Here is a 24851-nt window from a genome sequence, read left to right as displayed (position 1 = left end):
GGAAAAATGTGTGTAGAAATATTCTGATTTTTATGTATTTTATTTTTTTCCATAAAAAAAGGTGTCCAAAACATTAAATCCATATTTATCAGGTGAAAATATTTGTTCCGTGCTTCCAACAAAAAATACACCATCTTCAGCTAATGCATCACTAAACTTATGATATATCGTGTTTTTGGCTTCTTCTGTAAAATAAATGAGTACATTACGACAAACAATTAAATCTACTTGAGCTGGATATGGATCCGCTAGTAGATTATGTTCCTTAAAGGTGATAGCTTGTTTTAATTTATCATCAACTTTAAATGTACCACCTTCTTGATGAAAATATTTCTTTTTAATATCTGCAGGTACTTCTTGCAGTGCTTTTTCATTATAGATACCTTGCTTTGCTCTAGCTAACACGTTAGGATCTATATCCGTTGCCAGAATTTCAATGTCTGCTACGTTCCAGAATTGATTGGCTATAATCGCTAATGTATATGGTTCTTCCCCTGTAGAACAAGCTGCACTCCAAATTTTAATTTTACTCTTTTTGTTTTTAAATGTCGGAATAATTTTGCTTTCCAGCACTCTCCATCTTGCTGGATTACGATAAAATTCTGATACATTAATGGTAACCTTATCTAAGAATTCCTGAAGTAATTGCTGATCTTTGTTGATTGCTTGGAAATAGCTGCTAAATGATTGATAACCTCGTTTATTTCGTAAAGATGTTAAACGCCTTTTCATTTGTACCTCTTTGTACAAAGATAAATCAAGACCGGTTTTCTTATATATCTGACCTATAAAAGTTTGATAATCCGTCATGTCTCTTCTCCCTCAATATTGCTGTTCAGATGCTACTATGAAAGCCAGTAGTCAACATTTTTTTCATAGATCTGTATTTCTTCTTTCCCAAAAAAGAGATTGATTTCTCTAGCCGCACTTTCCGGTGAATCAGAACCATGAATAATGTTACGATGCATCACCAGTCCGAAATCACCTCTTATTGTACCTGTTTCAGCTTCTTGAGGATTCGTTTTCCCCATCATCTTTCTAGAAGCTTCAATTACACTTTCACCTTCCCATACCATAGCAAACACAGGTCCGGATGTAATAAAAGAAACTAAATCATTGAAGAAAGACTTTCCTTCATGTTCAGCATAGTGTTGCTTCGCTAAAGATTCCGAAATTGTCATAAGCTTCGCAGCCACTAACTTGAAACCTTTTCTTTCAAATCTAGTCACAATTTCCCCAATTAAATTACGTTGCACAGCATCTGGTTTGATCATTAAAAATGTCTGTTCCATCATAATCACCTCGTTATATTTTTCTATTTCCTATGTAATTAGCAATATTAGCTAGAGCTTCTTTAGCTTGAATATCTGGTAATAAGCTAAGGGAATCATATGCTTTCTTAAGATATTGGTCACTCACATCTCTAGCTCTTGTAATGGCATCAGATTGTGATATTTTAGAGATGATAGGGCTCAATAGATTAGGACTTATATTACGGCTATCTGCCAAGGCATCTTTCAACTCTTGTCGAATAGACGGATTTTCCATTGCATATAATACAGGTAATGTAATATTTCCTTGAATCAAGTCACTTCCAGCTGGTTTTCCTAACTCTTTCTCTGATGCAGTGAAATCTAATATATCATCAATAATTTGATAGGACATCCCCATAAAATAACCATAACGAAATAAAGCTTTTTCTGTTTCATTATCAGTATTTGCCGTAATAGCACCTAACTGACAGCTTGAAGAAATCAACAGTGCTGTCTTTCTTTTTATTCGTCTTAAATAGGTCCTTAAATTTTGATCTAGGTTATATTTATCTTTAATTTGCTCAATTTCACCTACCGTTAATTCCATCATGGTTTTAGCCAGTATTTGATGAGCTCTAGGCTTATCTATTTCAGTAAATTGTTGTAATGCCTTAGCGAAAATAAAATCACCTGTTAGCATAGCTACCTGATTGTCCCATTTCGCCTTTACTGTTGGTTTACCTCGCCTTATATCAGAATTATCAATGACATCATCGTGTACAAGTGATGCCATATGAATTAATTCTAGTGAACTGGCGACATTTTTGATTTTATTTAAGTTATAATCACCAAATTTAGATGCTAATAATACAAAAACTGGCCTCAGCCTTTTTCCTCCGGCCTTTAACAACTGGGTTGACGCTTCGTGCAAAACCGGTTGGTCAGCATACACCGTGTCTTCCAATGCATCTTCAATTAATGATAAATCTTTTTTTAAAAAAGCATATGTTTTTGCAAGCTTCATTAGACTTCACCTTTATTTCTTCACTTGTTTTTCACCTAGATGCATGGCCGCTACCCCACCTGTATAGCTTTTATATTGGACATTTACAAGTCCTGCATCTTCAAATAAACTCTTTAACGCATCCTTTCCTGGAAAGTCTTTCGCTGACTCATGTAACCATACATATTCTTGATAACTCTTCGCGAAAAGCTTACCGAATAAAGGCATAATATTTTTAAAATAAAAATAGTATAATTTCCGAAAGATGATTCCAGTTGGTTGCGAAGTTTCGAGGCATACAACAATACCTCCTGGTTTAACTACACGGTACATTTCCTTTAAAGTTTGCAAGTAATCTGGAACATTTCGCAAACCAAATCCGATGGTTACATAATCAAAGTAGTCATCTTCAAACGGTAGTTCCATTGCATTACCATGTATAAACTCTACATTGTTAAGCGAATAATCAGATTGTCTTTCTCTAGCAACAGATAACATATTTTGACTAAAGTCCAAACCAATCACTTCACCGTTTTTTCCTACAGCTTCAGATAATGAAAAAGACCAATCTCCTGTCCCACAGCATACATCTAGAGCTTTACTTCCTTGTTGTACTTGCATTCTTTTCATTACATCGTTTCGCCATTTTTTATGTTTCTGGAATGAAATAATTGAATTCATAAAATCATAATTATTATAAATCTTTTCAAAAACTTGATGTACTTTTTCTTCTTTTGATTGCTTTGTCATTGTGATAATCCTTCTTCCAACACCATATTCCATTTTTTCTGTAACGTATCATAATTAAATAAATCTAAATCTTTTGGAATTGCTATAGTCTTCTTGTTATCAGTTATAATTTCATCTAAATCCTGATTAAATTTCATTAATTGTTGGCGAATTTTTTTCTCCAACTGTACATTATTTTGTATACTTTGTACATTTTCTATAATTAATTTATGGAGAAAGGTACGTTTATTGTTACGTAATTTTATTAATTCGAATTCTAGACGTTTTGCCATGAGCCACGTAGTAATATACGGTAGCTGTTCTGTTTTATGAACAAAATCAGCTACTTTCTCTATCAGTTTACTCTCTATTTCTTTATAGTCGACAAGAAAACTATCTAGATCACTAAAATTGGAATAATAAAAAGCCATCTTAGCTTGTGTCATTTCATTAATACCATCAGCAAGTAAACGAATGAACGGTAAATTATTGTGGTTTGCTAATAAATGATAATAGATTCCTGAATAATAATCTCCTGCCAATACTGTGAGTTGCTGTTTCCTTATATTTTCTTCTTTAAAATCACTGGTGATTTTATCATGTGTATTCAGCGCTATTTGAACTAACATGGTAGTCTGAACTAATTCCTGATAGTTTGGTTTATCTTGGACTAATTCATGAAGAGTAATCAATTTATGTACTTCTACCTCTGGTTCATCTAAATGTTTATTCAGGAAACTTTGGTTAATGGTTTGCGTTATTAAATTTGTATAATAATTAATTGTGTCTATGTATGTCATCAGATTCACCGCAATTCTTCAAAATCCTATTCTATATTAACATAGTATAGCATAAGTTTACATCTTACAGGATAGATAAAACTGTGTTTTATGAAAGGAAAAATTTCAGAGGAGAAATTAGGATAGTTGGTATGAAAAAAGGGTGCAATCTGCACCCTCTCTTGCCCATATGTAATACCATATTATTTTACGATATCTTTAAGGGCTTTACCTGGTTTAAAAGCAGGCACTTTGCTTGCTGGAATTTCGATTTCATCCCCAGTTTGTGGATTACGCCCTTTACGTGCAGCACGCTCGCGTACCTCAAAATTACCAAAACCAATTAATTGAACTTTTTCACCATCTTTAAGTGAATCCATGATAGATTCAAAAACTGCATCTACAGCTTTTGTTGCATCTTTTTTAGAAAGTTCACTTTTTTCTGCAACTGCATTAATTAGATCTGTCTTGTTCATGATATTCACCTCCTCCCAATAAAAGCTATAAACTTCTTTCAAAGAATTTCTTATAGCTAATTGTCACCCATCAAATGATGACAAGGCTTATAATAACTGAGAATGAAAGATAATTCAACAATTATTCGCATTTCTTAGAGAAAAAATTATTATTTTCTCCATTTCCTGCTAAGTTATCAAGAATGTTATCACATGTTATTTCGGGATGCAAGTGTTTTCAAACGTTGATATCATAATATTTTTAGTAATTAGGACATAAGTTTTATTGATATTACCTATTATTTCCAAAAAATCTGAATTTAAACAAAATAAAAAAGCGTTATGTTGATACATTAACGCTTTTTCAATCTTCTTTATAAAATGATAGCGATCAACCCGCCTGAACCTTCATTGATGATTCGTTCTAGTGTCTCTTTTAATTTAAACCTAGCGTTTTCAGGCATAAGTGATAGCTTTGCTTGAATACCTTCTCTAACAATTGAACTTAAGGATCTTCCAAAAATGTCAGATTGCCAAATAGATAATGGATCTTCTTCAAAATCTTGCATTAAATATCTGACTAATTCCTCACTTTGTTTTTCGGTACCGATAATTGGAGCAAATTCGGATTCTACATCTACTTTTATCATGTGGATAGACGGTGCTACAGCTTTCAAACGAACACCAAACCTTGAACCTTGCCTAATAATTTCAGGCTCTTCCAATGCCATATCTGTTAAAGCTGGAGCTGCTACCCCATAACCAGTTTGTTTTACCATTTTTAATGCTTCAGCAATTTGGTCGTACTCCTTTTTAGCATTGGTAAATTCTTGCATCAATTGCAGCAAATGATCTTTGCCTCTAATTTCTTCACCAACAATTTCTTTTAATACTTGATCATATAATTCATCTGGAGCATGAAGGTCAATATCAGCGATACCTTCCCCCATCTCAATTCCTGCTAAAGATGCTTGTTGAATATAATCAAATTGATCAAATTGGCCAATTACATGATCAACATCCCTTAATCTTCTTATATCTTTAACAGTCTCCTCGATGGCAAGTTGATAATTTTGTCTTAACCAATGTGACTCATCTAAAACTAAAACCCAACTAGGTAAGTTAACATTGACTTCAAGCACTGGGAATTCGTAAAGTACTTCTCTTAGTACGTTATTAACATCGTGCTCAGTCATGCTTTCCACACTCATAGACAGAACTGGAATATCATATTTTTCTATAAGGTCTTGTCTTAACAATTCCGTTTCTTGATTATAAGGTTGTACGGAATTAATAATCATAATAAATGGCTTACCAACTTCTTTTAATTCTTCTACAATGCGTGATTCAGCGTCTTCATAGTCTTCTCTTGGAATTTCACCAATACTACCGTCAGTTGTAACGACAATCCCCATTGTAGAATGTTCTTGAATAACTTTCCTTGTTCCAATTTCGGCTGCATCATGAAAAGGTATAGGTTCTTCATACCAAGGTGTATGAATCATGCGTGGTCCATTTTCATCTTCAAAACCTTGTGCGCCATTAACGGTATATCCAACACAATCTACTAATCGGACATTTACATCTAATCCCTCCTCAACTGTTAACGACACTGCCTGATTAGGAACAAATTTCGGTTCAGTTGTCATAATTGTTTTTCCAGCTGCGCTTTGAGGTAATTCATCCTGTGCTCTCAATCGATCACTTTCGTTCGCCATGTTTGGCAAGACAGTCTTTTCCATAAATTTCTTAATGAATGTAGACTTACCGGTCCGAACTGCTCCAACAACTCCTAAATAAATATCACCATTCGTCCGTTTTGAAATATCCTTGAAGATATCTACCCTTTCCAAATGATCCCCTCCCGATCTATTCGACCTCATCATTCCTTCGAATCTTTGACAATTCTATTCTATGATGTTGTCCTATTAATTTATGCTAAATATTCGCATAATAAATAAACTTTTCCTGGTATTGCGCCTATGAATTATCCAGTTCTAACTTCAACATATGATGTAAAGAACTTGTTTATTCACAAAAAATTAGAAAAGCTTTCATAGAAGGGAATCTTTTTAATAATACCATTTGTAATACTAATGCTTAATAACCCTGTTAGAAAGCCGAATTCTAGCCACAGAGAGCCTTTGTTGCAAAAGGTGACAAATTACCCCTCACACCTCTCTGCAAAGCCACACACCCCATACAACTTATGAATCATCAAAAATAAATACTGCGAACCAATAACAACTTTCAGAATAAAGCATTCTTTGAAAGAAAGCTGGAATACGTAAAAAAACTTACCCAAGCTGGATAAGTTTTTTGATGGTGTTAAAATTACCATCCTTCTTCTATTTCTGGTGCAAATACTGGTTCATTGTCTTCTACAGTAAAGGGAATACTGTAGGCTGGAACTACGGGGTGATCTTCTATGAGTATAGGTCTAATATCATCACTGTTTTTGTAGGAGTGATTTTTTTCTTGTAAAGCTTGGTACAGCTCCATTCGATAATCAATTAATAGATTACCGTCCGCACTGATATATACAGGTAGACGATTCTCAGAATATGGGCTGTTTACACTTGGTGCCGCATCTAAATTTAGCTCCTCATAATCTAGTTCGTATACAGCATCGTCTACTTTGTCTCCAAATGGTGGATATGTATGTTCATCCCGATATATCGTTAAACGTTGTTGGATAGTTCTTATCTCATCTGTTAAATGTAAATCAATTACTTTAACAGTTGGATTTTCTTCCACATCAACTAAAACATATTGATAACTACCACCATTTTCAAAAGCTGTTCCAGGAATAGATTGAATAAGTCCTTGCTGCTTTAACAAACTGAAATCAATAAGGTACTTTTGATATAGGGGTGTGTCACTTTCTTTGGTTACAATCGGTAGAATACCATTATTTTGTTCTGCGTATAGATCTATAGCATTTTGAACTAACTGTAGTTGAGTATCATTTGAAATTTGATTTTGGCTGAGGTTTTCTGATGGATACATACAACCAGTCAGCATAATCAAACTCAAACTAAATACGATAAGTTTATGTATCATTGTTTTTTTGTCTTTCCTCCTTATCAGGATGATGGCCCACTAATAACTACTAACGTAATGATAATGCCACCTATAATTAAACAGCTATAGGCTACAAATGCCACAATACCTGATAAAATTCCTTTTAATTTATACCTGCTAAGTACAATTAAAACCATGGATAATATAAGTGCACCCATGCCTCCAAACGATATCCACATTTTCATTAATGGATCTGACAACTGACATTCATCCTTTCTTACGATTTCTACAATATTAAATACATCGTTACATATTATAACATAAATTTTTTTTAAAAAGGAAAGCATCCAAGGTGTTTTGTTATTAGAGGTTTGTATAAAAAAATACAGAACTCCTGTATAGAAGCATCGCTATTAGAATCATCAAAGACTAGGGAATCACGGAGAGATCATTTATTATTTTTCTAAAGTGCAATAAAAAGACCGAAGTAGTAGGGGCAAAATCTACTCCGGTTATGACTAAATAAATACCCATCATCACCCTGAAAGTGAATGCTTGTGCGATTTATTGTATGCGAAGCAATAAGACCTTGCATCCTCATGTGCCTATAATGTTAGTTTTTAAACAATTTACTTAATGAATTCATATCTTTAGGCATATTATTGCTTGTAATTGCTTTCACAATTTTTTCTTCTTTTTGTTTGGACACAGGCTTGCCAGAAAGTTTAGCTAATTGCTTTACTAATTTTCTTACTGTCTTTTCATCTGAAAAGTCAGCATTTTGTACTGATTGTGCCACTTTCATAATTTGATCAGGCTGGACATTTGAATTTTTTTGAATCTGATCAAACATGTTTTGTTTAAAGTCACTCAAAATTAACTCCTCCTAACTACTATAGTCATTCTTATAGTATGCACGGAGGAGTTAAACAGTTAATCCATATACCTATTTAGAAGTAAGGATGATATATCATCTACTTCATTTGTTCGGTTTCTAGTCATGAGATCGTCGACCACTTCTTTCGGTGATCTTATTTCATAAATTACGTCATATATGCCAGTAGTTATCGGCATTTCGATATTTTCTTTCTTCGCCAGCTGGTAAACTGCTTCGGTCGTACGAATTCCCTCTACAATCATGCCCATTTTACTCAAAATATCATGTAACGGCATTCCTTTACCTAACATGTTACCCGCACGCCAATTACGACTGTGCGCACTTGTACAAGTAACAATAAGGTCACCAACTCCTGATAAACCGATAAATGTTAATGGATTCGCACCTTTAATGGTCGCTAATCGTGAAATTTCAGCTAAACCTCTGGTGATAAGCGCTGCCTTTGCATTGTCACCATAACCTAGACCGTCGGAAATTCCAGCACCTAAAGCGATGATATTTTTTAGTGCACCACCTAGTTCTACCCCAATAATATCTTTACTTGTGTACACTCGAAAATACTGATTGATAAATAAATCTTGTGTAAATGCGGCCAATTCACCATTTTCTGAAGCGGCTGTCAATGTAGTAGGGTGCTTCACACTTACCTCTTCAGCATGACTAGGTCCTGAAAGTGCTACAACATCATCATATAAACTGTGGGATAGCTCTTCTTCTATCATCTGGGAAATACGATAATGGCTATCAGGCTCAATCCCTTTACTGCCGTGAATGATTACTACTTTATGATCTAGAACATGATTCAATTTTTGACAAATTTCTCGTATTGCTTTTGTTGGTACAACTAATACAATCGCTTCTACTTGTTCAATTGCTTGACTAAGATCATCATAAATGGCTAATGACTCTGGGAGTGCAATATTAGGTAAATATTTTTGATTTTTTCTTTCGAGTTCCATCGATTGTTTTTGATCTGGGTTATGTGTCCAGAGCCTTACATCATGATGGTTATCACATAAAACCATGGCAAGTGCTGTACCCCAGCTACCTGCACCTAGAACAGCTACTTTTGACATCTCATTCACCTCTAACTTCGTTTGCGAGCATAAATTTTTATCGGAGTACCTTCAAAGCCAAATGCTTCCCGTATCTGATTTTCAAGAAATCGTTCATACGAGAAGTGCATAAGTTCCGGCTCATTGACAAACACAACAAAAGTAGGTGGTTTAACCGCCACTTGAGTTGCATATAACACTTTTAACCTTTTCCCGTGTTTGGTTGGTGTTGGATTTATCGCTAATGCATCCATAATGACATCATTTAAAACATTCGTTTCGACACGTTTTGTATGGTTCTCACTAGCCTGTACCACATTTGGTAAAAGCGTGTGAATCCTTTTTTTTGTCTTAGCTGATAAGTACACAATCGGTGCATAATCTAAAAATGGAAAATGAGCCCTTACGTTATCCTCAAATTCTTTTATAGCCTGGTCATGTTGTTCTATTGTATCCCACTTATTTACAACAATCACAACGGCTTTTCCTGCTTCATGAGCATAGCCTGCGATTTTTTTATCTTGTTCGATAATACCTGTTTCAGCATCAATTAGGGTTAGAACAACATCCGATCGCTCAATTGCTTTTAAGGCCCTTAAAATACTGTATTTTTCGGTAGTTTCATAGATTTTTCCTCTTTTTCTCATTCCAGCAGTGTCTATAATAACAAAATCACGCTCGTCTTTACTGAAATTGGTGTCAATCGCATCACGCGTTGTTCCAGCAATATCACTAACTATAACCCTTTCTTCATTTAAAATGGCATTAACCAACGAGGACTTTCCTACATTTGGTCGACCAATGAGACTGAAATGAATTACATCTTCATCTACTGGTTCATTCTCTCTCTCTGGAAAAAGGCTAACAACGCTATCTAATAAATCCCCTAACCCTAATCCATGTGTTCCTGAAATAGGATGAGGTTCTCCGAATCCTAAAGCATAAAATTCGTAAATTTGTTCTCGCATATCCGGGTTATCCACTTTATTTACTGCTAATACGACAGGTTTGTTTGATTTGTACAAAATTTTAGCAACCTCTTCATCAGCCGCTGTAATCCCTTCTCTTCCATTTGCAAGAAATATGATAACATCAGCCTCTCTGATAGCGACTTCTGCTTGTTCACGCATTTGAATTAATAACGGTTCATCGCCAATTTCAATACCACCAGTATCTATTAAACGAAAAGTGGTATTTAACCACTCTGCTTCTGCGTAAATTCGATCTCGGGTTACTCCAGGAACATCTTCCACAATTGATATTCTTTCCCCTACTAATCGATTAAAAATAGTTGATTTTCCAACATTCGGCCTTCCAACTATTGCTACAATTGAACTTCTCATGAAGGCACACCCTTCCTAAAATTAATTTCTAAAATGTTCCGCTAGCGTTTCACTTTACTAAATTACCACAATTAATATAAATAAAACAAGTTAATATATATTTGTTTACATAATAAATTTATTGTTCACCATTAGTGCTTCACGATAATATATAATTCATCACTAAGTGCATGGCTGATACCGTCTAATATTGCTTCTAAATTGGCAGCTACCTTGTCCATTTCTTCCTTATTTTCACAAATAAAAATTGATGCACCTGCTGTTACTTTATTTGAATTAGTTGTAATTGTCGCTAGAATAGCTTTTTCTAATTTCATCGCATTCACTCCTTATTTTGCGCATTGGCTTCAGAAGGCATTCGAACGGCATTTTCTAAAACCGGTACTGATTTAAGCACTTTTAAAGCCTGATTTAAATCCTGATTTTGGGGTAAGATAAATACCCCGATACGACCATCATCCAAATCACGTTTAATAAGTGGAACTAAAGCAGGCGTTCCAGAATCTCTAACAACTCCTAATGAAACGGAAATATCATGTAATATCGCCTGTCGTTGACCTAAATTTGCAATAGAAGAACGAACATCAAAAGTTTTCGGTTTTATTACGAAACCCATACCATATTTTAAGATTTCTTCTTGGCGCTGTGGTAAACCGATGTTCATAATATAAATGTTATCCACGTATAACCCTGCACCATCAAAAGATACTGGAGCATGTTCTATATCCACAATCTCTCCGAGGGTTGACCCACTCATATACTTACGATTGATAAGGTAACAAAATACCGAAACAACAATGGCGACATATATATTCCAAACTAAATACGTTAAAGTTGCCAATAGTGAAGTGAAAATTACTAAGTAATTTCTACTTTCAAAAGCAATCGCTATACCTTCAATATATGTATTACCTCTCGGAACTAACTCATAACTGTCCATTTCTGTAAGTGTCTCTCTTTCCATATTGCGGACTTCTCTAAACTGAGATGCAGCAATGGTTAAAAACGTTACAGCTGTAAATTCTTTTTCCATTAGCGCTGGAACAGCAACTGCTCCAAGACTTGCCGCAATAAATCCTAGTGCCAAATGAATTATTTTTCCATGCAAATAGGTGGGGTATTGTCGATAATCCGTTTTTAACATAATAAACCGAGCAAGCGTACCAATTATAATTCCAAATAAAATCGGATATGTATATTCGTTCACGAATTCCACCTCTTTTTAAATTCCACTATTCTTACAATGTTTTCTATTTTAGAGATTATATATTCCCAGCTATGTTGGATAGCAATGAGTAACAGTATCGAAAATAAAATACTGAAAAAATGTGTTTCATTAATCGTATATTGCAAGTAATAGCTTCGGCATATAATGCTGTACATAAATTGACCAAAGCTGACTCCTGCAATTAAAATGATTATTTGTTGATGAATATTTTTGGATGATATTTGCAATAATAGAAATCCACTTATAACTGCAATGGTAATAAAAGTAAAATCATTCAGAATTGGACTTGTAATCCGCCAAATAAAGTAAATAGCATATAAATAACTGAGAAATAGAATAAAAAAATACTTTTTAAATGGCAATTTGCTTTGAATAGTAGTAAAAACACTATAAACTAATAGAAACACGAAAGAAACATTCATTGGCATATCAATGATTATAATCTCATAAGGAAGTAATATTAAAAATAACAGCAATACAATCGAATAGGTGGTACGTTTGGCTTGTTTCGACATAAAAAAAGTGACAAAACACCACAACACCCAGCATAAATAAATTGTTAAATATTGATACATTGACATCACCTTTAACAGTATGTACGGATTTCCTAGTTTTTAATCTTTTTTTAAGTACATAGAAGAAGATTTTACGAGTATAGTATTTTTATCCCTTGAATTTTTACATATTTAAACCTGTTGTATCAGAAAATAAGAAAAACTAATTGGTGTTTGGAGCTAGACATCTCCGTTTATATTTGCTTACCCTAACTAACAAAAAACATGCTACAAAACGTAGCATGTTTTTTTGGAATTAATCGTCTTTATATTTATTTAATTTATCTCCGATCATATCGCCTAATTGGAATCCTGATTGATCGTCATCACTTTCATACTGTTTTATTTCTTGTTGGTTCTTCTCTTCTTCAATTTCTCTTATACTTAAGGAAATACGCTTATCCTTCTCACTTACATCAAGTACTTTTACATTGACAGTTTGTCCAACCTCGAGCACCTCACCTGGTGTTCCAATATGCTCTGTAGAAATTTGTGAGATATGGACAAGCCCTTCTACACCTGGTAGTACTTCAACAAAGGCACCAAAGTTAACTAAGCGTTTCACCTTACCTTCTACTACATCATTAATGGCAATTTTCTCTTCAATATTGTCCCAAGGTCCAGGCTGTGTTGCTTTATGAGATAAAGATACTCTTTCATTTTCTTTATCTACTGATAACACTTTTACTTTAAGTGCATCACCTTCAGAAACGACATCTGAAGCTTTCTCTACATGCGTATGTGCAAGTTGTGAGATATGTACTAATCCATCTAATCCACCAATATCTACAAATACACCGAAGTCTGTAATACGTTGAACCGTACCTTCTATCTCTTGACCTTCTTGAAGTGAATCAAGTAATTGGCCTTTTTTCTTTTGTTCTTCCTCTTCAATAACAGCGCGATGAGATAAAATAATTCTATTTTGTTCTTTATCTAATTCTACAATTTTTAATGTTAACGATTTATCTTGATAATCAGCAAAGTCCTCAACATAGTGTGTTTCTACTAAAGAAGCTGGAATAAAACCTCTGACACCTACGTCTACTACAAGGCCACCCTTCACGACATCACGGACGGTAGCTTCAATAATTTCGTTATTTTCAAACTTTTCTTGTAAGTCTTCCCAAGCCTTTTCCGCAATTACAGCTTTTTTAGATAAGACAATTTCCTCGTCTTCTACTTTTTTTACTTGTAATTCCAGTTGGTCACCTTCACTAACTGCATCACTTGCAGTTTCAATGCGAAGTGCAGAGAGCTCACTAATCGGAACAATCCCTTCTACTTTGTATCCGATATCGACAAGTACGTGTTTTTCTTCTACTTTAACTACTTTACCTTGTACAATATCGCCTACTGAAAGTTCCTTAATCTCAGAAATTTCTGGATTCATTTCATCCATGACAAAGACCTCCTTCGATTTCCAACACAAAAAACATAAATGTGCTTTTTTCTAACTTCTAATATTTAGCGTGATTTGTCAAGTTATATATACAAAACTTAACGATTTTCTTTGATTTTTTTTATCTCATTCATAATCGCATCTGTCACTTCCTGTGCGGACGCTTTATTTTCTCTTAATACCTCCATATCGACAGGTTTACCATAAATTACTTTGAGGGGGGCTTTACTTTTATAGCTGCCAACAATCGCACAGGGAATTACTGTTGCTTTTGATCTTAGAGCAAAGAATCCTGCTCCTGCCTGCCCTCTTTTTAATTCACCACTTTTACTTCTCGTTCCTTCTGGGAACAATCCTAAAACGTTTCCTTCTTTTAAAACTTCTAGCCCTTTTCTAAGGGCGTTGCGATCGTTCATTCCACGTTTTAATACAATAGTATTTACTTTTTTTAATATAAAGCCAAATAATTTATTTTTAAATAGTTCTTCTTTTGCAAGAAAATGGATCGGCCGTGGACAAGTGATTCCAATAATAGGAGGGTCATAGTTCGAAATATGATTGGAACAAATAATAACAGCACCTTCTGTTGGAATGTTTTCTGTACCTTCTTCTTTTACTTTATACTTTGGTTTTAAAACCATTTTCACCACTGTTTTTGCAAATTGATAAAAACTCATATTCCTAACTCCTCATCTTTTTATTAGCTAAAGATAATATTTTGTCTGCAACTTCCTCAATGGATAGAGAAGTTGTATCAATTTCGGTTGCATCAGTTGCTTTTTTTAGCGGAGAGACTTTTCGTTCTGAATCCATTTTATCTCGCTTTTCAATATCATGTTTAATTTGATCCAAGTCAGATGAAAATCCTTTTTGTAAATTTTCTGTATGTCTTCGTTCAGCACGTTCTTCCACACTTGCAACCAGAAAGACTTTTACTTCGGCATCAGGAATTACATGTGTACCAATATCTCTACCATCCATTACAACCGCTCGTTTTTCAGCGAGTTTCTTTTGTCTTTTTACCATTTCTTTTCTAATTTCCGGAATCGAAGCTACAGTAGAAACGTTTTTGGACACTTCATCTGTTCGAATAGCATCTGTTACATCTTTATGGTCAATAAACACTTGTTGATTAACATTGATGTCAATGGCAATGTCATGGAGGTGTTGAATAACTAAGTCAGAATTGTTTATATCAATTTGATTAGTTAACACTGAAAAAGTTAATGATCTATACATTGCACCGGTATCAATGTATATGTAACCTAATTTTTTTGCTACAATTTTTGCTACAGTACTTTTTCCTGCAGCTGCTGGTCCATCAATTGCGATCGCTATTTCTTTCTCGCTCATTATAATCCTACCCTTCTATCTACGAAAGACCTTTTCTCCGATCTTCTAATTGTCTTGTAAAGCAATACTGAACAATGGACTGCTGATCCTGTATATCCATTTCATTAAATTTTACAGATAAGATATTTTTATCTTCATTTCTCTCTTGTATTCGTACTGCTTCCCCAATGATATGTAAATATTCTATCTTTTTTTCTAAAGGTAATACTAACATAATATCCAGTAACTCGCCTTGTTTTACATCAAATTTTTTATCCACTAGAATAGCCATTCCTCCACCACTGATATCGTGAGTCACAGTAGTAAAGGCATCAAACTTTTTATCCACACTTTGCACAGATACATCCAGCAAAGATTCAACTCGCACAAACTCTCGCCGTTGAATTTTTTCTAGATTATTTAATTCAACAGAAAGAATTAGTGTTGGTATATTCTTTATTTTAGCCTTACCGATGATTTCACTTGGAAAACTATATACCGAATTGTTCTCAATAAAGTGAACTTGAAAATGTGTGCCAACAGGAAAGATATCAGAGCGTTTAGTCTGCTCTTCAATAGGATAATCAATATATAGCTTATCTTTTTTTGTTTCGATTACCCTACATTTATAAGTTCTCCTCTCTTCTTTTATCTGTTCAAGATGCAAAAATGTGCCGATTTTAATCAATGTTCATCCTCTTTCTCTTTATAAGTATTTGTATGAGTGATAAAGCGGACTATGATCAGTAGGGCTCCCCACTGATCACTAGCGAAACTTATCTGTGTTTAGCGACAGCTATTCCTAAACTTGTCCTTCATAAAGCTTGAAGTGGTGTGCTTATAGACGTTTAGCACCATGATAAAAATGGAAACCAGTTCAATTCTTATTATCGCAAAAAAAAGAAAGAAGGAAAAGTCCTTCTTTCTCACTTTTTAATATTTCATCTCAGCTTGCTTCAGTTTATCTACTCTCACTTCACTTCCATCAGAAGCATTGATAAAAATTTTGTATGTGTCTTGGTTTAATGTCCCTAAATACACATAGGTTAATACTTCTTCACCCATATCATCTTCAATGACGGCAAGGTGGTCTTCTTGGATTTTTAAATTAGGATTCACTTTATCTCGTGCTTCCTCTTCTGATAATTCGACTTCCGGTACTTCTCTTTCATGATAATTCTCCAAGTAATCTTTTGCCACAAAACCAAGTACTTCTCCATTGTCTAAAGCCACTTTGATTTGTATCGCATCTGGATAAATCCAGACATCCTCATACTTTGGTACGAATTGAAATACCCCGACATTGTCATATTGATTACTTTCGACCAAAGCAAGGTCTTTAGTGAAATCTAATTTCGATAAGTAATCTTTAGCATTTTGCATCGCCTCATGTAGACTTTTATTGGTTTTTTCTACTTCTCGATTAATCATTAACGTAATAGGATATCCACCGTTTTGTGTTACGTCCATATATCCAGTTGTATCATCCGCTTTATAGGATCCGCTATATAGCGGAACATTAGCTCCCTCACCTGTTGATGCAACAGTAATTTTAGTTTCCTCATCAATTCGTAGCAGTGATCGCATTTTTTTCTTTGCTTCTTCCTCTGATATCTTTTCATCTCCAAGAATCGCGAAGCCATCTTTCTTACTTGACGTCCCCATCATACTTGCATTCAGTTTTCCTTCTGAATAGCCTTCAACTGTTTTTTCTACTGTTTCGAAACCATCTATAATCGTATTATCTGCTTGCTCATCATTATTAACTAATGCTAGTTGTACATCCATCCACCTCAAATTATCATCTAACACCAGGTTTTGTACTTTACGTAATTCTTGTTCAATGCCACCTGATACTTCATAGAGAGATTCTAAGGCCTCCAATTCATCATCAGAAAGCGGCTCTTTATCTAAGTCTCTTATTGCTGTTCGATAACTAAAATCACCCATCTGTTGTAAAAACTCTTCTGTCTTATTGAAAGGCAATAATGTTAGTGGTAATTGCCCAACATCATTATGAGCCATAGAAGTTAACCGCCATATCTCTGCCAATTGTGGTGACAGTTGTTCTCTGGTATTCATCGCTAAAGTAGATCCAATTTTGTCGTGTAAAAGATCTAGGTTATAGGTTAAATCATGAAAAGAGCGTTGATAATTATTTTCAGCTTGAATGAGAATTGCATTTTTTTCTTGATGCTCTTGATATCCCCATACAGAAACACCAATAACAGCAATGCTTAAAAGCGTAATAAGCGACCAACGAAACATTTTTTCACCTCCAAATATTTACATACAAAATATATGTTTACCAATTCGCTTGATTTGTGGTCGTGACCATATCCAACTCGAAGTAGCCGTGTCTGGGTTAAAGTAATACAATGCTTCTCCAGTCGGATCCCAGCCGTTGATTGCATCTAGTACGGCATTTTTTGCGTTCTCATTTGGTGTTAACCAAATTTGGCCATCACTAACCGCTGTAAAAGCTCGCGGTTCAAAGATCACCCCTGATACCGTGTTAGGAAAAGTGGAGCTTTCCACACGATTTAAAATAACTGCGGCTACTGCTACCTGACCTTCATAGGGCTCTCCTCTTGCCTCACCATAAACTGCATTTGCCATGATTTGTATATCATTTTGTGAAAATCCTTGTGGCATATTGACAGCTGTTGGTTCTATATCTTCCTCTGTAGCTTCCGGCTGATCGTTTTCTTGTTGAACTTGTTGATTTTGCTGCTGATTACTTTCTTGTTGCTGATTGCCACCCTGTTGACCTCGATCAGTCTCTTTTTGTTTTGTTGGAGATGGCTCTGTTTGTTTTTCATTGTCTACTCCACCATAATGGGTAAATTTCTTGCCTTGTTGAATTTGCTCATGCACGTATGCTTTATCAAATTCACTTGCATCCTCTAGTTTTTGCTTAACTTCCTGGCCTGCTAAACCATCTATTTCCATACCAAATTCGTACTGAAAATTACGTAATGCCCAATACGTACCCCAACCGAAAACTCCATCAATATTGCCATTATAAAAACCTAAATATTGAAGTCTCGCCTGGAGTTCAATGACGTCATCACCTGTGGCACCATGCTGAATCACTTGATTCGAAAAACCATGGACCTGATCGTTTTTTCCATCAATGAAGAAAAAAGAACTTATGGTAAAAATGATAAGACAAATCGTTATCTTTTTTTTCATTAAAGCTACCTCCAAATTAATATCTAAGTAACATATTGTTATGGATAGCTTTTAATAAAAAATGAAATTTATTCATTCAAAACTGACAACTTTTATATCTATTGAACGCTAGACCACCCAAAAAGTGCTCAAAAAAATACCCGTTTCCCTCTTTAATTAAAAAAGGAAACGGGTATCCATTCATGAAATCTTTACTAATAAAAATATAAATTATTTCAAAATATCCATAAACTGCGCAGAAACTGGACATGGATTTACTCCCCCCCCATTCTGAATTTTGATAAGTGCTTACATGCACTCCGGCAAGATACTACGCTTTCCACGGGCACGGCCTTAGCCGGGAACAACTTGGAATTATCTTCTTTGCTCCCTTGCACCGAGGAGGCCACTTCGAAGCGTTACTAGAAGACGCAGTTGCATCACAGGGTCTTAAGACTCGCGTGAGTTCCCATAGGATTCTCCGTATTCTGCCTCCACTAAGCGTAGTGTTCTGATTTTCGAAAGAAGAGAACTTTTGGTAGATATATTCTGTAAATTTCTTCTTACTTGATAAGAAATACACACTAAGCTGCGGAAAAATGCGACACTCCTGGGGGAACAGCGCGAGCCGAAGATCCACTTGGTGAAGTGGTCTTCTTCACCAAGTTAGCTGAGGCCGTGCCCCCGGAAAGGGAGTGTTTTTCCGCAGCGACGAATGAGCACTCCACTTCAGAAGAATGGAAGAAAGCTCACTAAACAGAGTTTTCATTACTTCGCAGTATGTATCTACTGTGAGTGGTTTATACTTGCTGGTGACTGATTTCGTTAGCTACTTTTACTTTTCGTAGACTAAGCAACCATAGTATAACCATAAATGGGATGAGTCCGTAAATCCATTGATTCTCAATTACTTCTAATATAAAATCATACGTCCCATGTAAGAAAGTAGGTAATAATAATGCTACTAACAGTGAGAGCACTCCATTGTTAGTAGAAAATTTTGCTCTTCCCAAGTAATAACCCATTATTACTCCGAACAATGCATGAGATGATACAGGGAAAATCGCTCTACTAAAGGCAAATTCAATACCATGCGCAAATAAATAAAGTATATTTTCAACAGTTGCAAACCCTAAACTTATGGAAACCCCATATACAATACCGTCATAAACGGTATTAAACTTCGAGTATTTATAGGTGGTGAAAATAAATATAAACCATTTAAAAAACTCTTCAAATAATCCATAAATAAAATATGATTGTAGAAAAGGAGTTTGTGCGATACCTTCTTCTTGAAATGCATATTGAATAAACATAATTGGAAATACTAATAATGCTCCATATATAAACGTACGAAAAATAGCATAAAGCGGCTCTAGTTCATATTCATCCTTTAAATAAAAAAAAGACAACAGAGCAAATGCTGGAGCAATGGAGACTGATATAAGAGCAAACAACTGATATCACCTACTTTCTATCTCCCAATAATTATGGCATAATATCAAAAGAATTTATTAAACAAAATATACATGTAATAAAAGAAAGTTGGGAGTATTATGAAAAAAACATTAATTATTCATACTGGTGGTACAATATCGATGAAAGAGAATCTAGATGGGAGTGTTGTAGAAACTGAAACACACCCCTTATCCAAAATGGAAATATTACATTCTTTCCCTGTAGAAGAAGTAAATTTATTTCACTTGCCATCACCACATATTACACCGAAACACATGCTTCAATTAGCAGACTTTATTAAGGAAAACATAGAAAAAGATTATTATAATGGGATTGTTGTTACACATGGTACAGATACTTTAGAAGAAACATCTTATTTTGTAGATCTGTGTGTAAAAACAAGTATTCCTATTGTATTTACGGGTGCAATGCGATCAAGTAATGAAATCGGTTCAGATGGTCTATATAACCTGATCTGTGCCATTCGAGTAGCATCTAACCCTAAGTCATATGATCGAGGTGTATTAGTTGTTATGAATGACGAAGTCCATACCGCACAATATGTCACCAAAACTTCTACCAGTAATGTCGCAACCTTTCAAAGTCCGCAATTTGGACCTGTCGGTATGGTCACGAAACAAGATGTTTACTTCTACCAAAAAACATATCACCACGAAACCATTCATATTCGAGATTTAACGAAAAACGTACTTCTCTTGAAAGCATATGCTGGTATGTCAAATGAAATATTAGAATATATTCAACCTTCGCACATCGATGGACTTATTATTGAAGCTTTAGGGCAAGGTAATGTTCCTCCTGCAATCGTCCCTGCCATAAAAAACTTTATTAAACATAATATAACGGTATTATTTGTATCTCGTTGCTACAAAGGAATTGTACAACCTACTTATCAATACGAAGGCGGTGGACGAACTTTACTAGAGGACGGTGTCATCTTTGCTAATCATTTAAATGGTCCAAAAGCTCGTTTGAAACTCATGCTGTTATTGGAAAATGGTGCGTCTCAACATGAACTAATGAAAGCTTTCAGAGATTAATATATTCATTTATTACCCTCCACATTGGAATGTGGAGGGTTTGGTGATTATGATTTTTCTTTGTTATTGATGGAAGTTGCGATTAATCCGCCGTGGAAACGACCATTTTCAATAAATATTTCGTTATTATCATATCCGGCAGCAATAACACCAGCGATATATATATTTTCAATATTTGTTTCCATTGTATCTGAGTTAAAGGTAGGTCTACCTGTTTCTTGATCAATCTTAATTCCTACCTGTTTAAGAAAGCGTTGATTCGGTTGATATCCTGTCATTGCAAATACATAATCATTCTTAACCGATTTCTTCTCGCCCTTTACTAGATAAATAATCTCGTCCTTTGTTATTTCCTCTATCGTTGCATTAAATTCCATCTTGACTTTACCATGCTTTACAAGTGAAGCAAATTCCGGTAAAATCCATGGCTTCACACTTGGAGAATACTCACTTCCTCGATAAAGCACTGTGACATTTGCACCAGCTTTATGTAATTCGATTGTAGCATCTACTGCAGAGTTTTTTCCACCAATTACTGCAACATTTTGTTGATAAAAAGGGTGCGCTTCTTTAAAATAGTGAGATACTTTATCCAATTCTTCCCCTTTTATTCCCATATAATTGGGTTGACCGTAATAGCCTGTTGCAATAATACAATATGTTGTGTGATACTTATTTATTTCGTTATGTTGATTTTTCGTTTCTAATTGAAACCCATCATCTGTTTCTTCTATTTTGGTTACTTCTTCAAAGCTATTAATTCTTAAGTTTTTACGAATTGCGACTGTTCGGTAATAAGCTAATGCTTGGTTTCGGACAGGCTTATTTTTTTCCGTAACAAACGCAACATCACCGATCTCCAATTTATCACTAGAACTGAAAAAGGTTTGGTGGGTTGGATATTGATAAATGGAGTCAACAATATTCCCCTTTTCAATCAGTAATGGATCTATTCCTATATTCTGTAACTCAATTGCCGCGGACATACCACATGGCCCTGCCCCAATCACAATCACTTTTTCTTGTTGCATAAAACGTTACACTCCTTCAACACTTCACATAGTTATGTATGATCTCATTCTGCTTTTGAAATGCGCAACCTTAGCTTGATTTCTTTCAAACCAATTGAATAACGGACCATATATATATTAACATGTTTATTTTCAGAAACATAGTAAACTTGTTTGATCGCTTGAGTAATGAAGTTGATAAAAATTTATTAAATGTCTGTTTCCTTATGTTAAAATTTCAAATGGATTAATACAGAATTGTAATAGGACATGGTGACACCTCCATACAATAAAAGGAAAGAAAACTTAAGCTAGCGCCTGTACTTGACGATAATTTATCACGGTGGTAATTCTCCACATTAAGCTTCAAGTAAATGGAAGAAGTGAAGTAGGGAATTAAAAGCCACTGAAGGAAGTCTCACTTTATACGAAAGAAAGGAGAAAATCATGTCTTTTACATTAACAAAATGTTACTCGCCGTTCGTGAGCAAATTTGACCCATGTAAACCTATCTTAACCAAGTGTTATTCTACTCCGCCTAATTTATATATAGGTTTTCAGCCGAACAATATAGAACAATTTCCAACTGCTAGGGAAGCACTATATGCAGGAACGTTATGGCCATGTTTGTACGATCCATACTATTCAAAAAGGGGGGAATCAATCGAATGACACAGAAAAAACCACTACCAGACAGTTATTATCAGTTGATGGAACAAATACAGGCTGTAGATTTTGTCTTAGTTGAGTTAACACTATACCTTGATACCCACCCCCATGATTTAGATGCCATTAAACAATTTAATCAAGCTGCTTACGAGAGTAGACAATTAAAGAATCAATTCGAGGATCAATTCGGCCCTCTGATGCAGTATGGTCAAAGTTATTCCAGTTATCCATGGAATTGGAAAGAGGCTCCATGGCCTTGGCAAGTATAGAAAGGGAGGTATATTAGAAATGTGGTATTACGAAAAAAAATTGCAATATCCGGTTAAGGTAAGTAGGTGCAATCCGATGTTAGCAAAATATTTAATTGAACAGTATGGAGGAGCAGACGGAGAACTGTCCGCTGCTTTGCGCTACTTAAATCAACGTTATACCATACCTGACAAAGTCGTAGGTTTATTAAATGATATTGGTACAGAAGAGTTTGCACATCTGGAAATGATAGCTACTATGATTTATAAATTAACAAAGGATGCTACTCCTGAGCAATTGGAGGCTGCAGGCTTAGGTGCTCACTTCGTTAATCACGACCACGCTTTATATTATCACAACGCAGCTGGGGCTCCTTGGACGGCAACATATATCCAAGCTAAAGGTGATCCGATAGCCGATTTGTACGAGGATATTGCAGCAGAAGAAAAAGCCCGCGCAACATATCAATGGATTATCGATATATCTGATGATCCCTTTATAAACGATTCATTAAAATTTTTGCGCGAAAGAGAAATTGTCCACTCCCAACGATTCCATGAAGCGGTGGAAATATTAAAAGAAGAACGCGATCGCAAAAAAGTATTTTAATAGCTGTAATAAAACAATACCCCCGTCAAGCTCAACTGTTTCGGGGGTAAATGATTTTCATTTTTTTTCAATATTCGGAATAACAATTTCTTCACCAACTAGAGAGCGTAAAAAGTTTTGTGTAAATGGTTATACTTACCAAAAAGGAGATGATCATTTATGCAAGACTTTTTTTATGACAAAACGATTAAAGAACTAACGAAGGATTGTCGTACAGTAGAGGATGTTCAGGAGATGATGAAGCAATTGTTTAAAGACACGCTTCAACAGGTATTTGAAGCCGAATTAGAAGAAGAATTAGGCTACCAGAAACACAGTATAAAAGGAAATAACACAGGTAATAGTCGAAATGGGTACAGTAAGAAAGGGATCCAATCAAAGTTTGGAAAAGTAGATCTTCATATTCCAAGAGATCGAAATGGCGATTATGAACCGAAAATTGTTAAGAAACACGAAAAGACGGTAAACGGAATTGAAGAACAAATATTAGGGTTATATGCCAAAGGGATGTCCACAAGAGATATTGAAGATCAAATGAGAGATGTGTATGGCATCGACATTTCTCCTACATTGGTTAGTAAAGTTACCGATAAAATCATGCCTCTGGTGACCGAATGGCAAAATCGACCGCTAAATCGTGTTTATCCGATTGTTTTCTTAGATGCGATTCACTTCAAGGTTCGGAAAGAAAATCGAATTGTCAATAAAGCAGCTTATACGGTATTAGCGATTAATATGGAGGGCCAGAAGGAGATTTTAGGTATCTGGATTGGCGAAAGTGAAAGTTCTAGCTTTTGGCTTGGTGTATGTACCGATCTAAAAAATAGAGGGGTGGAAGATATCTTAATTGCTTGTAAAGACGGGCTTTCTGGTTTTTCTGAAGCTATAAACTCAGTCTTTCCACGCACAGAGATACAACTTTGTGTGATTCATCAAATCAGAAATTCCATGAAATACGTTTCCTACAAAGAACAAAAAGTGGTGATGAAAGACTTGAAGAAGGTTTATCAAGCGCTCACTTTAGAAGAAGCAGAAATGGAGTTTGCGACATTCAAAGAAACTTGGGGCAAAAAGCACCCTATCATCATACGCTCTTGGGAACAAAACTGGTTAGAATTAACGACATATTTTCAGTATCCACACGAAATACGGAGAGCGATTTATACAACTAATATCGTAGAAGGCTATCATCGCCAACTGCGAAAAGTAACAAAAACAAAATCAGCCTTTCCATCAGATGAAGCTTTGCGCAAAATGATTTACCTTACTACGATGGCAATTTCTAAAAAATGGACTATGCCGATAAGAGGATGGACAGAATGTATATCACAACTTGCCATCTATTTTGGAGAGAGGCTAGAATCGGAGCTGTCACTATGACCTCTAGTAGAGTGCCGGCTTGACATGGAGCCTCTGCGGGCGTGATGGTTTGGCGATGGAGATACCTTTAAAAAACAAAGCTATCGCCAACGGAAAAGATGAGTGTATCACGCCCGCCTCTCCACGTAAAGCCTTTAGATGTTAGTTGAGTGCAATTCCCATTTACACAAAATAATTTATACTCCC

At 35.2% G+C, this 24851-nt stretch carries 28 protein-coding genes; 5 read left to right on the top strand and 23 right to left on the bottom strand.

What is annotated here, in order from left to right:
- Positions 1-39: 39 nt before the first annotated feature.
- The 22 genes from J5J03_RS07000 to prsW form a co-directional block, all read right to left on the bottom strand.
- Positions 40-810 carry a CheR family methyltransferase gene (locus J5J03_RS07000; protein WP_208587908.1) on the bottom strand — a complete coding sequence of 257 codons (771 nt, stop codon included), beginning with the start codon at positions 808-810 and terminating at the stop codon, positions 40-42.
- A gap of 35 nt (positions 811-845) precedes the next feature.
- Positions 846-1295, bottom strand: a complete 450-nt coding sequence (ndk, locus tag J5J03_RS06995; RefSeq protein WP_208587906.1) for a nucleoside-diphosphate kinase — start codon at positions 1293-1295, stop codon at positions 846-848.
- Between the two features lie 10 nt (positions 1296-1305).
- Entirely contained in the window at positions 1306-2277 is a 972-nt protein-coding gene (hepT, locus tag J5J03_RS06990; RefSeq protein ID WP_208587898.1) for a heptaprenyl diphosphate synthase component II, read from the bottom strand.
- 12 nt (positions 2278-2289) lie between these two features.
- Positions 2290-3006: a demethylmenaquinone methyltransferase gene (locus tag J5J03_RS06985; protein ID WP_208587896.1), complete on the bottom strand. Its 717-nt coding sequence runs from the start codon at positions 3004-3006 to the stop codon at positions 2290-2292.
- Positions 3003-3785 (bottom strand): heptaprenyl diphosphate synthase component 1, encoded by a 783-nt coding sequence (locus tag J5J03_RS06980; protein ID WP_208587894.1) that lies wholly within the window; start codon positions 3783-3785, stop codon positions 3003-3005. The genes J5J03_RS06985 and J5J03_RS06980 overlap by 4 nt, the downstream gene beginning before the upstream one ends.
- 182 nt (positions 3786-3967) lie before the next feature.
- Entirely contained in the window at positions 3968-4240 is a 273-nt protein-coding gene (locus J5J03_RS06975; RefSeq protein WP_035721086.1) for an HU family DNA-binding protein, read from the bottom strand.
- A gap of 353 nt (positions 4241-4593) precedes the next feature.
- Positions 4594-6072: a stage IV sporulation protein A gene (spoIVA, locus tag J5J03_RS06970; RefSeq protein ID WP_208587885.1), complete on the bottom strand. Its 1479-nt coding sequence runs from the start codon at positions 6070-6072 to the stop codon at positions 4594-4596.
- 481 nt (positions 6073-6553) lie between these two features.
- On the bottom strand, positions 6554-7282 hold the full coding sequence (locus tag J5J03_RS06965; RefSeq protein ID WP_208587876.1) for a hypothetical protein: 729 nt from the start codon (positions 7280-7282) through the stop codon (positions 6554-6556).
- A 23-nt stretch (positions 7283-7305) separates the two neighbouring features.
- Complete coding sequence (locus tag J5J03_RS06960; protein ID WP_026287412.1) at positions 7306-7503, bottom strand: DUF2768 domain-containing protein; 198 nt, start codon at positions 7501-7503, stop codon at positions 7306-7308.
- A gap of 353 nt (positions 7504-7856) precedes the next feature.
- A complete protein-coding gene (locus J5J03_RS06955) occupies positions 7857-8117 on the bottom strand; it encodes a stage VI sporulation protein F (protein WP_163583389.1) in 261 nt (86 codons plus the stop codon).
- Between the two features lie 59 nt (positions 8118-8176).
- Positions 8177-9217, bottom strand: a complete 1041-nt coding sequence (locus J5J03_RS06950; protein ID WP_208587874.1) for an NAD(P)H-dependent glycerol-3-phosphate dehydrogenase — start codon at positions 9215-9217, stop codon at positions 8177-8179.
- An 11-nt stretch (positions 9218-9228) separates the two neighbouring features.
- Positions 9229-10539, bottom strand: a complete 1311-nt coding sequence (gene der / locus J5J03_RS06945) for a ribosome biogenesis GTPase Der (RefSeq protein WP_208587872.1) — start codon at positions 10537-10539, stop codon at positions 9229-9231.
- Positions 10540-10670: 131 nt separating this feature from the next.
- Positions 10671-10856: a capping complex subunit for YIEGIA gene (locus tag J5J03_RS06940; protein WP_153836419.1), complete on the bottom strand. Its 186-nt coding sequence runs from the start codon at positions 10854-10856 to the stop codon at positions 10671-10673.
- A 5-nt stretch (positions 10857-10861) separates the two neighbouring features.
- On the bottom strand, positions 10862-11746 hold the full coding sequence (locus J5J03_RS06935) for a YIEGIA family protein (protein ID WP_208587870.1): 885 nt from the start codon (positions 11744-11746) through the stop codon (positions 10862-10864).
- A complete protein-coding gene (locus tag J5J03_RS06930; protein ID WP_208587868.1) occupies positions 11743-12342 on the bottom strand; it encodes a YphA family membrane protein in 600 nt (199 codons plus the stop codon). The genes J5J03_RS06935 and J5J03_RS06930 overlap by 4 nt, the downstream gene beginning before the upstream one ends.
- A 235-nt stretch (positions 12343-12577) precedes the next feature.
- Complete coding sequence (gene rpsA / locus J5J03_RS06925; protein ID WP_208587866.1) at positions 12578-13723, bottom strand: 30S ribosomal protein S1; 1146 nt, start codon at positions 13721-13723, stop codon at positions 12578-12580.
- A gap of 98 nt (positions 13724-13821) precedes the next feature.
- Positions 13822-14400 carry a lysophospholipid acyltransferase family protein gene (locus tag J5J03_RS06920; protein ID WP_208587863.1) on the bottom strand — a complete coding sequence of 193 codons (579 nt, stop codon included), beginning with the start codon at positions 14398-14400 and terminating at the stop codon, positions 13822-13824.
- Positions 14401-14404: 4 nt separating this feature from the next.
- On the bottom strand, positions 14405-15076 hold the full coding sequence (gene cmk / locus J5J03_RS06915) for a (d)CMP kinase (RefSeq protein ID WP_208587861.1): 672 nt from the start codon (positions 15074-15076) through the stop codon (positions 14405-14407).
- Positions 15077-15095: 19 nt separating this feature from the next.
- Positions 15096-15743, bottom strand: a complete 648-nt coding sequence (locus tag J5J03_RS06910) for a flagellar brake protein (RefSeq protein WP_208587859.1) — start codon at positions 15741-15743, stop codon at positions 15096-15098.
- A 245-nt stretch (positions 15744-15988) separates the two neighbouring features.
- Positions 15989-17323 (bottom strand): germination protein YpeB, encoded by a 1335-nt coding sequence (ypeB, locus tag J5J03_RS06905; RefSeq protein WP_208587844.1) that lies wholly within the window; start codon positions 17321-17323, stop codon positions 15989-15991.
- 18 nt (positions 17324-17341) lie between these two features.
- Positions 17342-18250, bottom strand: a complete 909-nt coding sequence (sleB, locus tag J5J03_RS06900; RefSeq protein ID WP_208587836.1) for a spore cortex-lytic enzyme — start codon at positions 18248-18250, stop codon at positions 17342-17344.
- Between the two features lie 779 nt (positions 18251-19029).
- A complete protein-coding gene (gene prsW, locus J5J03_RS06895; protein ID WP_208587833.1) occupies positions 19030-19686 on the bottom strand; it encodes a glutamic-type intramembrane protease PrsW in 657 nt (218 codons plus the stop codon).
- 99 nt (positions 19687-19785) lie between these two features.
- Between prsW and J5J03_RS06890 the strand changes: the two genes are divergently transcribed.
- Positions 19786-20748, top strand: a complete 963-nt coding sequence (locus J5J03_RS06890; protein ID WP_208587823.1) for an asparaginase — start codon at positions 19786-19788, stop codon at positions 20746-20748.
- Between the two features lie 47 nt (positions 20749-20795).
- On the opposite strand, the gene J5J03_RS06885 is transcribed toward J5J03_RS06890, so the two are convergent.
- Positions 20796-21779 carry a YpdA family putative bacillithiol disulfide reductase gene (locus J5J03_RS06885; protein ID WP_208587821.1) on the bottom strand — a complete coding sequence of 328 codons (984 nt, stop codon included), beginning with the start codon at positions 21777-21779 and terminating at the stop codon, positions 20796-20798.
- Positions 21780-22205: 426 nt separating this feature from the next.
- Between J5J03_RS06885 and J5J03_RS06880 the strand changes: the two genes are divergently transcribed.
- From J5J03_RS06880 to J5J03_RS06865, 4 genes are all read left to right on the top strand, one after another.
- Positions 22206-22430 carry a spore coat associated protein CotJA gene (locus J5J03_RS06880; protein WP_208587819.1) on the top strand — a complete coding sequence of 75 codons (225 nt, stop codon included), beginning with the start codon at positions 22206-22208 and terminating at the stop codon, positions 22428-22430.
- On the top strand, positions 22427-22696 hold the full coding sequence (locus tag J5J03_RS06875) for a spore coat protein CotJB (protein WP_208587817.1): 270 nt from the start codon (positions 22427-22429) through the stop codon (positions 22694-22696). The genes J5J03_RS06880 and J5J03_RS06875 overlap by 4 nt, the downstream gene beginning before the upstream one ends.
- Positions 22697-22715: 19 nt before the next feature.
- Positions 22716-23285, top strand: coding sequence for a manganese catalase family protein (locus tag J5J03_RS06870; protein WP_208587815.1), 570 nt, complete (start codon positions 22716-22718; stop codon positions 23283-23285).
- A 159-nt stretch (positions 23286-23444) separates the two neighbouring features.
- A complete protein-coding gene (locus tag J5J03_RS06865; RefSeq protein WP_208587812.1) occupies positions 23445-24665 on the top strand; it encodes an IS256 family transposase in 1221 nt (406 codons plus the stop codon).
- Positions 24666-24851 lie beyond the last annotated feature (186 nt).

Source organism: Gracilibacillus suaedae, from assembly GCF_017599345.1.
Taxonomy (GTDB): Bacteria; Bacillota; Bacilli; order Bacillales; family Amphibacillaceae; genus Gracilibacillus; species Gracilibacillus suaedae.
Note: the sequence above shows the minus strand (reverse complement) of the source record. Positions and strands in the feature narration are given on the sequence as shown.

Coding starts and splice junctions, on each gene's coding strand:
- J5J03_RS06940 (WP_153836419.1), bottom strand. CDS start 10,856: ATGAAATTAGAAAAAGCTATTCTAGCGACAATTACAACTAATTCAAAT.
- J5J03_RS06880 (WP_208587819.1), top strand. CDS start 22,206: ATGTCTTTTACATTAACAAAATGTTACTCGCCGTTCGTGAGCAAATTT.
- J5J03_RS07000 (WP_208587908.1), bottom strand. CDS start 810: ATGACGGATTATCAAACTTTTATAGGTCAGATATATAAGAAAACCGGT.
- J5J03_RS06920 (WP_208587863.1), bottom strand. CDS start 14,400: ATGAGTTTTTATCAATTTGCAAAAACAGTGGTGAAAATGGTTTTAAAA.
- J5J03_RS06975 (WP_035721086.1), bottom strand. CDS start 4,240: ATGAACAAGACAGATCTAATTAATGCAGTTGCAGAAAAAAGTGAACTT.
- J5J03_RS06875 (WP_208587817.1), top strand. CDS start 22,427: ATGACACAGAAAAAACCACTACCAGACAGTTATTATCAGTTGATGGAA.
- J5J03_RS06870 (WP_208587815.1), top strand. CDS start 22,716: ATGTGGTATTACGAAAAAAAATTGCAATATCCGGTTAAGGTAAGTAGG.
- J5J03_RS06950 (WP_208587874.1), bottom strand. CDS start 9,217: ATGTCAAAAGTAGCTGTTCTAGGTGCAGGTAGCTGGGGTACAGCACTT.
- J5J03_RS06985 (WP_208587896.1), bottom strand. CDS start 3,006: ATGACAAAGCAATCAAAAGAAGAAAAAGTACATCAAGTTTTTGAAAAG.
- J5J03_RS06865 (WP_208587812.1), top strand. CDS start 23,445: ATGCAAGACTTTTTTTATGACAAAACGATTAAAGAACTAACGAAGGAT.
- sleB (WP_208587836.1), bottom strand. CDS start 18,250: ATGAAAAAAAAGATAACGATTTGTCTTATCATTTTTACCATAAGTTCT.
- J5J03_RS06980 (WP_208587894.1), bottom strand. CDS start 3,785: ATGACATACATAGACACAATTAATTATTATACAAATTTAATAACGCAA.
- J5J03_RS06965 (WP_208587876.1), bottom strand. CDS start 7,282: ATGATACATAAACTTATCGTATTTAGTTTGAGTTTGATTATGCTGACT.
- hepT (WP_208587898.1), bottom strand. CDS start 2,277: ATGAAGCTTGCAAAAACATATGCTTTTTTAAAAAAAGATTTATCATTA.
- J5J03_RS06885 (WP_208587821.1), bottom strand. CDS start 21,779: ATGCAACAAGAAAAAGTGATTGTGATTGGGGCAGGGCCATGTGGTATG.
- der (WP_208587872.1), bottom strand. CDS start 10,539: ATGAGAAGTTCAATTGTAGCAATAGTTGGAAGGCCGAATGTTGGAAAA.
- rpsA (WP_208587866.1), bottom strand. CDS start 13,723: ATGGATGAAATGAATCCAGAAATTTCTGAGATTAAGGAACTTTCAGTA.
- ndk (WP_208587906.1), bottom strand. CDS start 1,295: ATGATGGAACAGACATTTTTAATGATCAAACCAGATGCTGTGCAACGT.
- J5J03_RS06890 (WP_208587823.1), top strand. CDS start 19,786: ATGAAAAAAACATTAATTATTCATACTGGTGGTACAATATCGATGAAA.
- cmk (WP_208587861.1), bottom strand. CDS start 15,076: ATGAGCGAGAAAGAAATAGCGATCGCAATTGATGGACCAGCAGCTGCA.
- ypeB (WP_208587844.1), bottom strand. CDS start 17,323: ATGTTTCGTTGGTCGCTTATTACGCTTTTAAGCATTGCTGTTATTGGT.
- J5J03_RS06930 (WP_208587868.1), bottom strand. CDS start 12,342: ATGTATCAATATTTAACAATTTATTTATGCTGGGTGTTGTGGTGTTTT.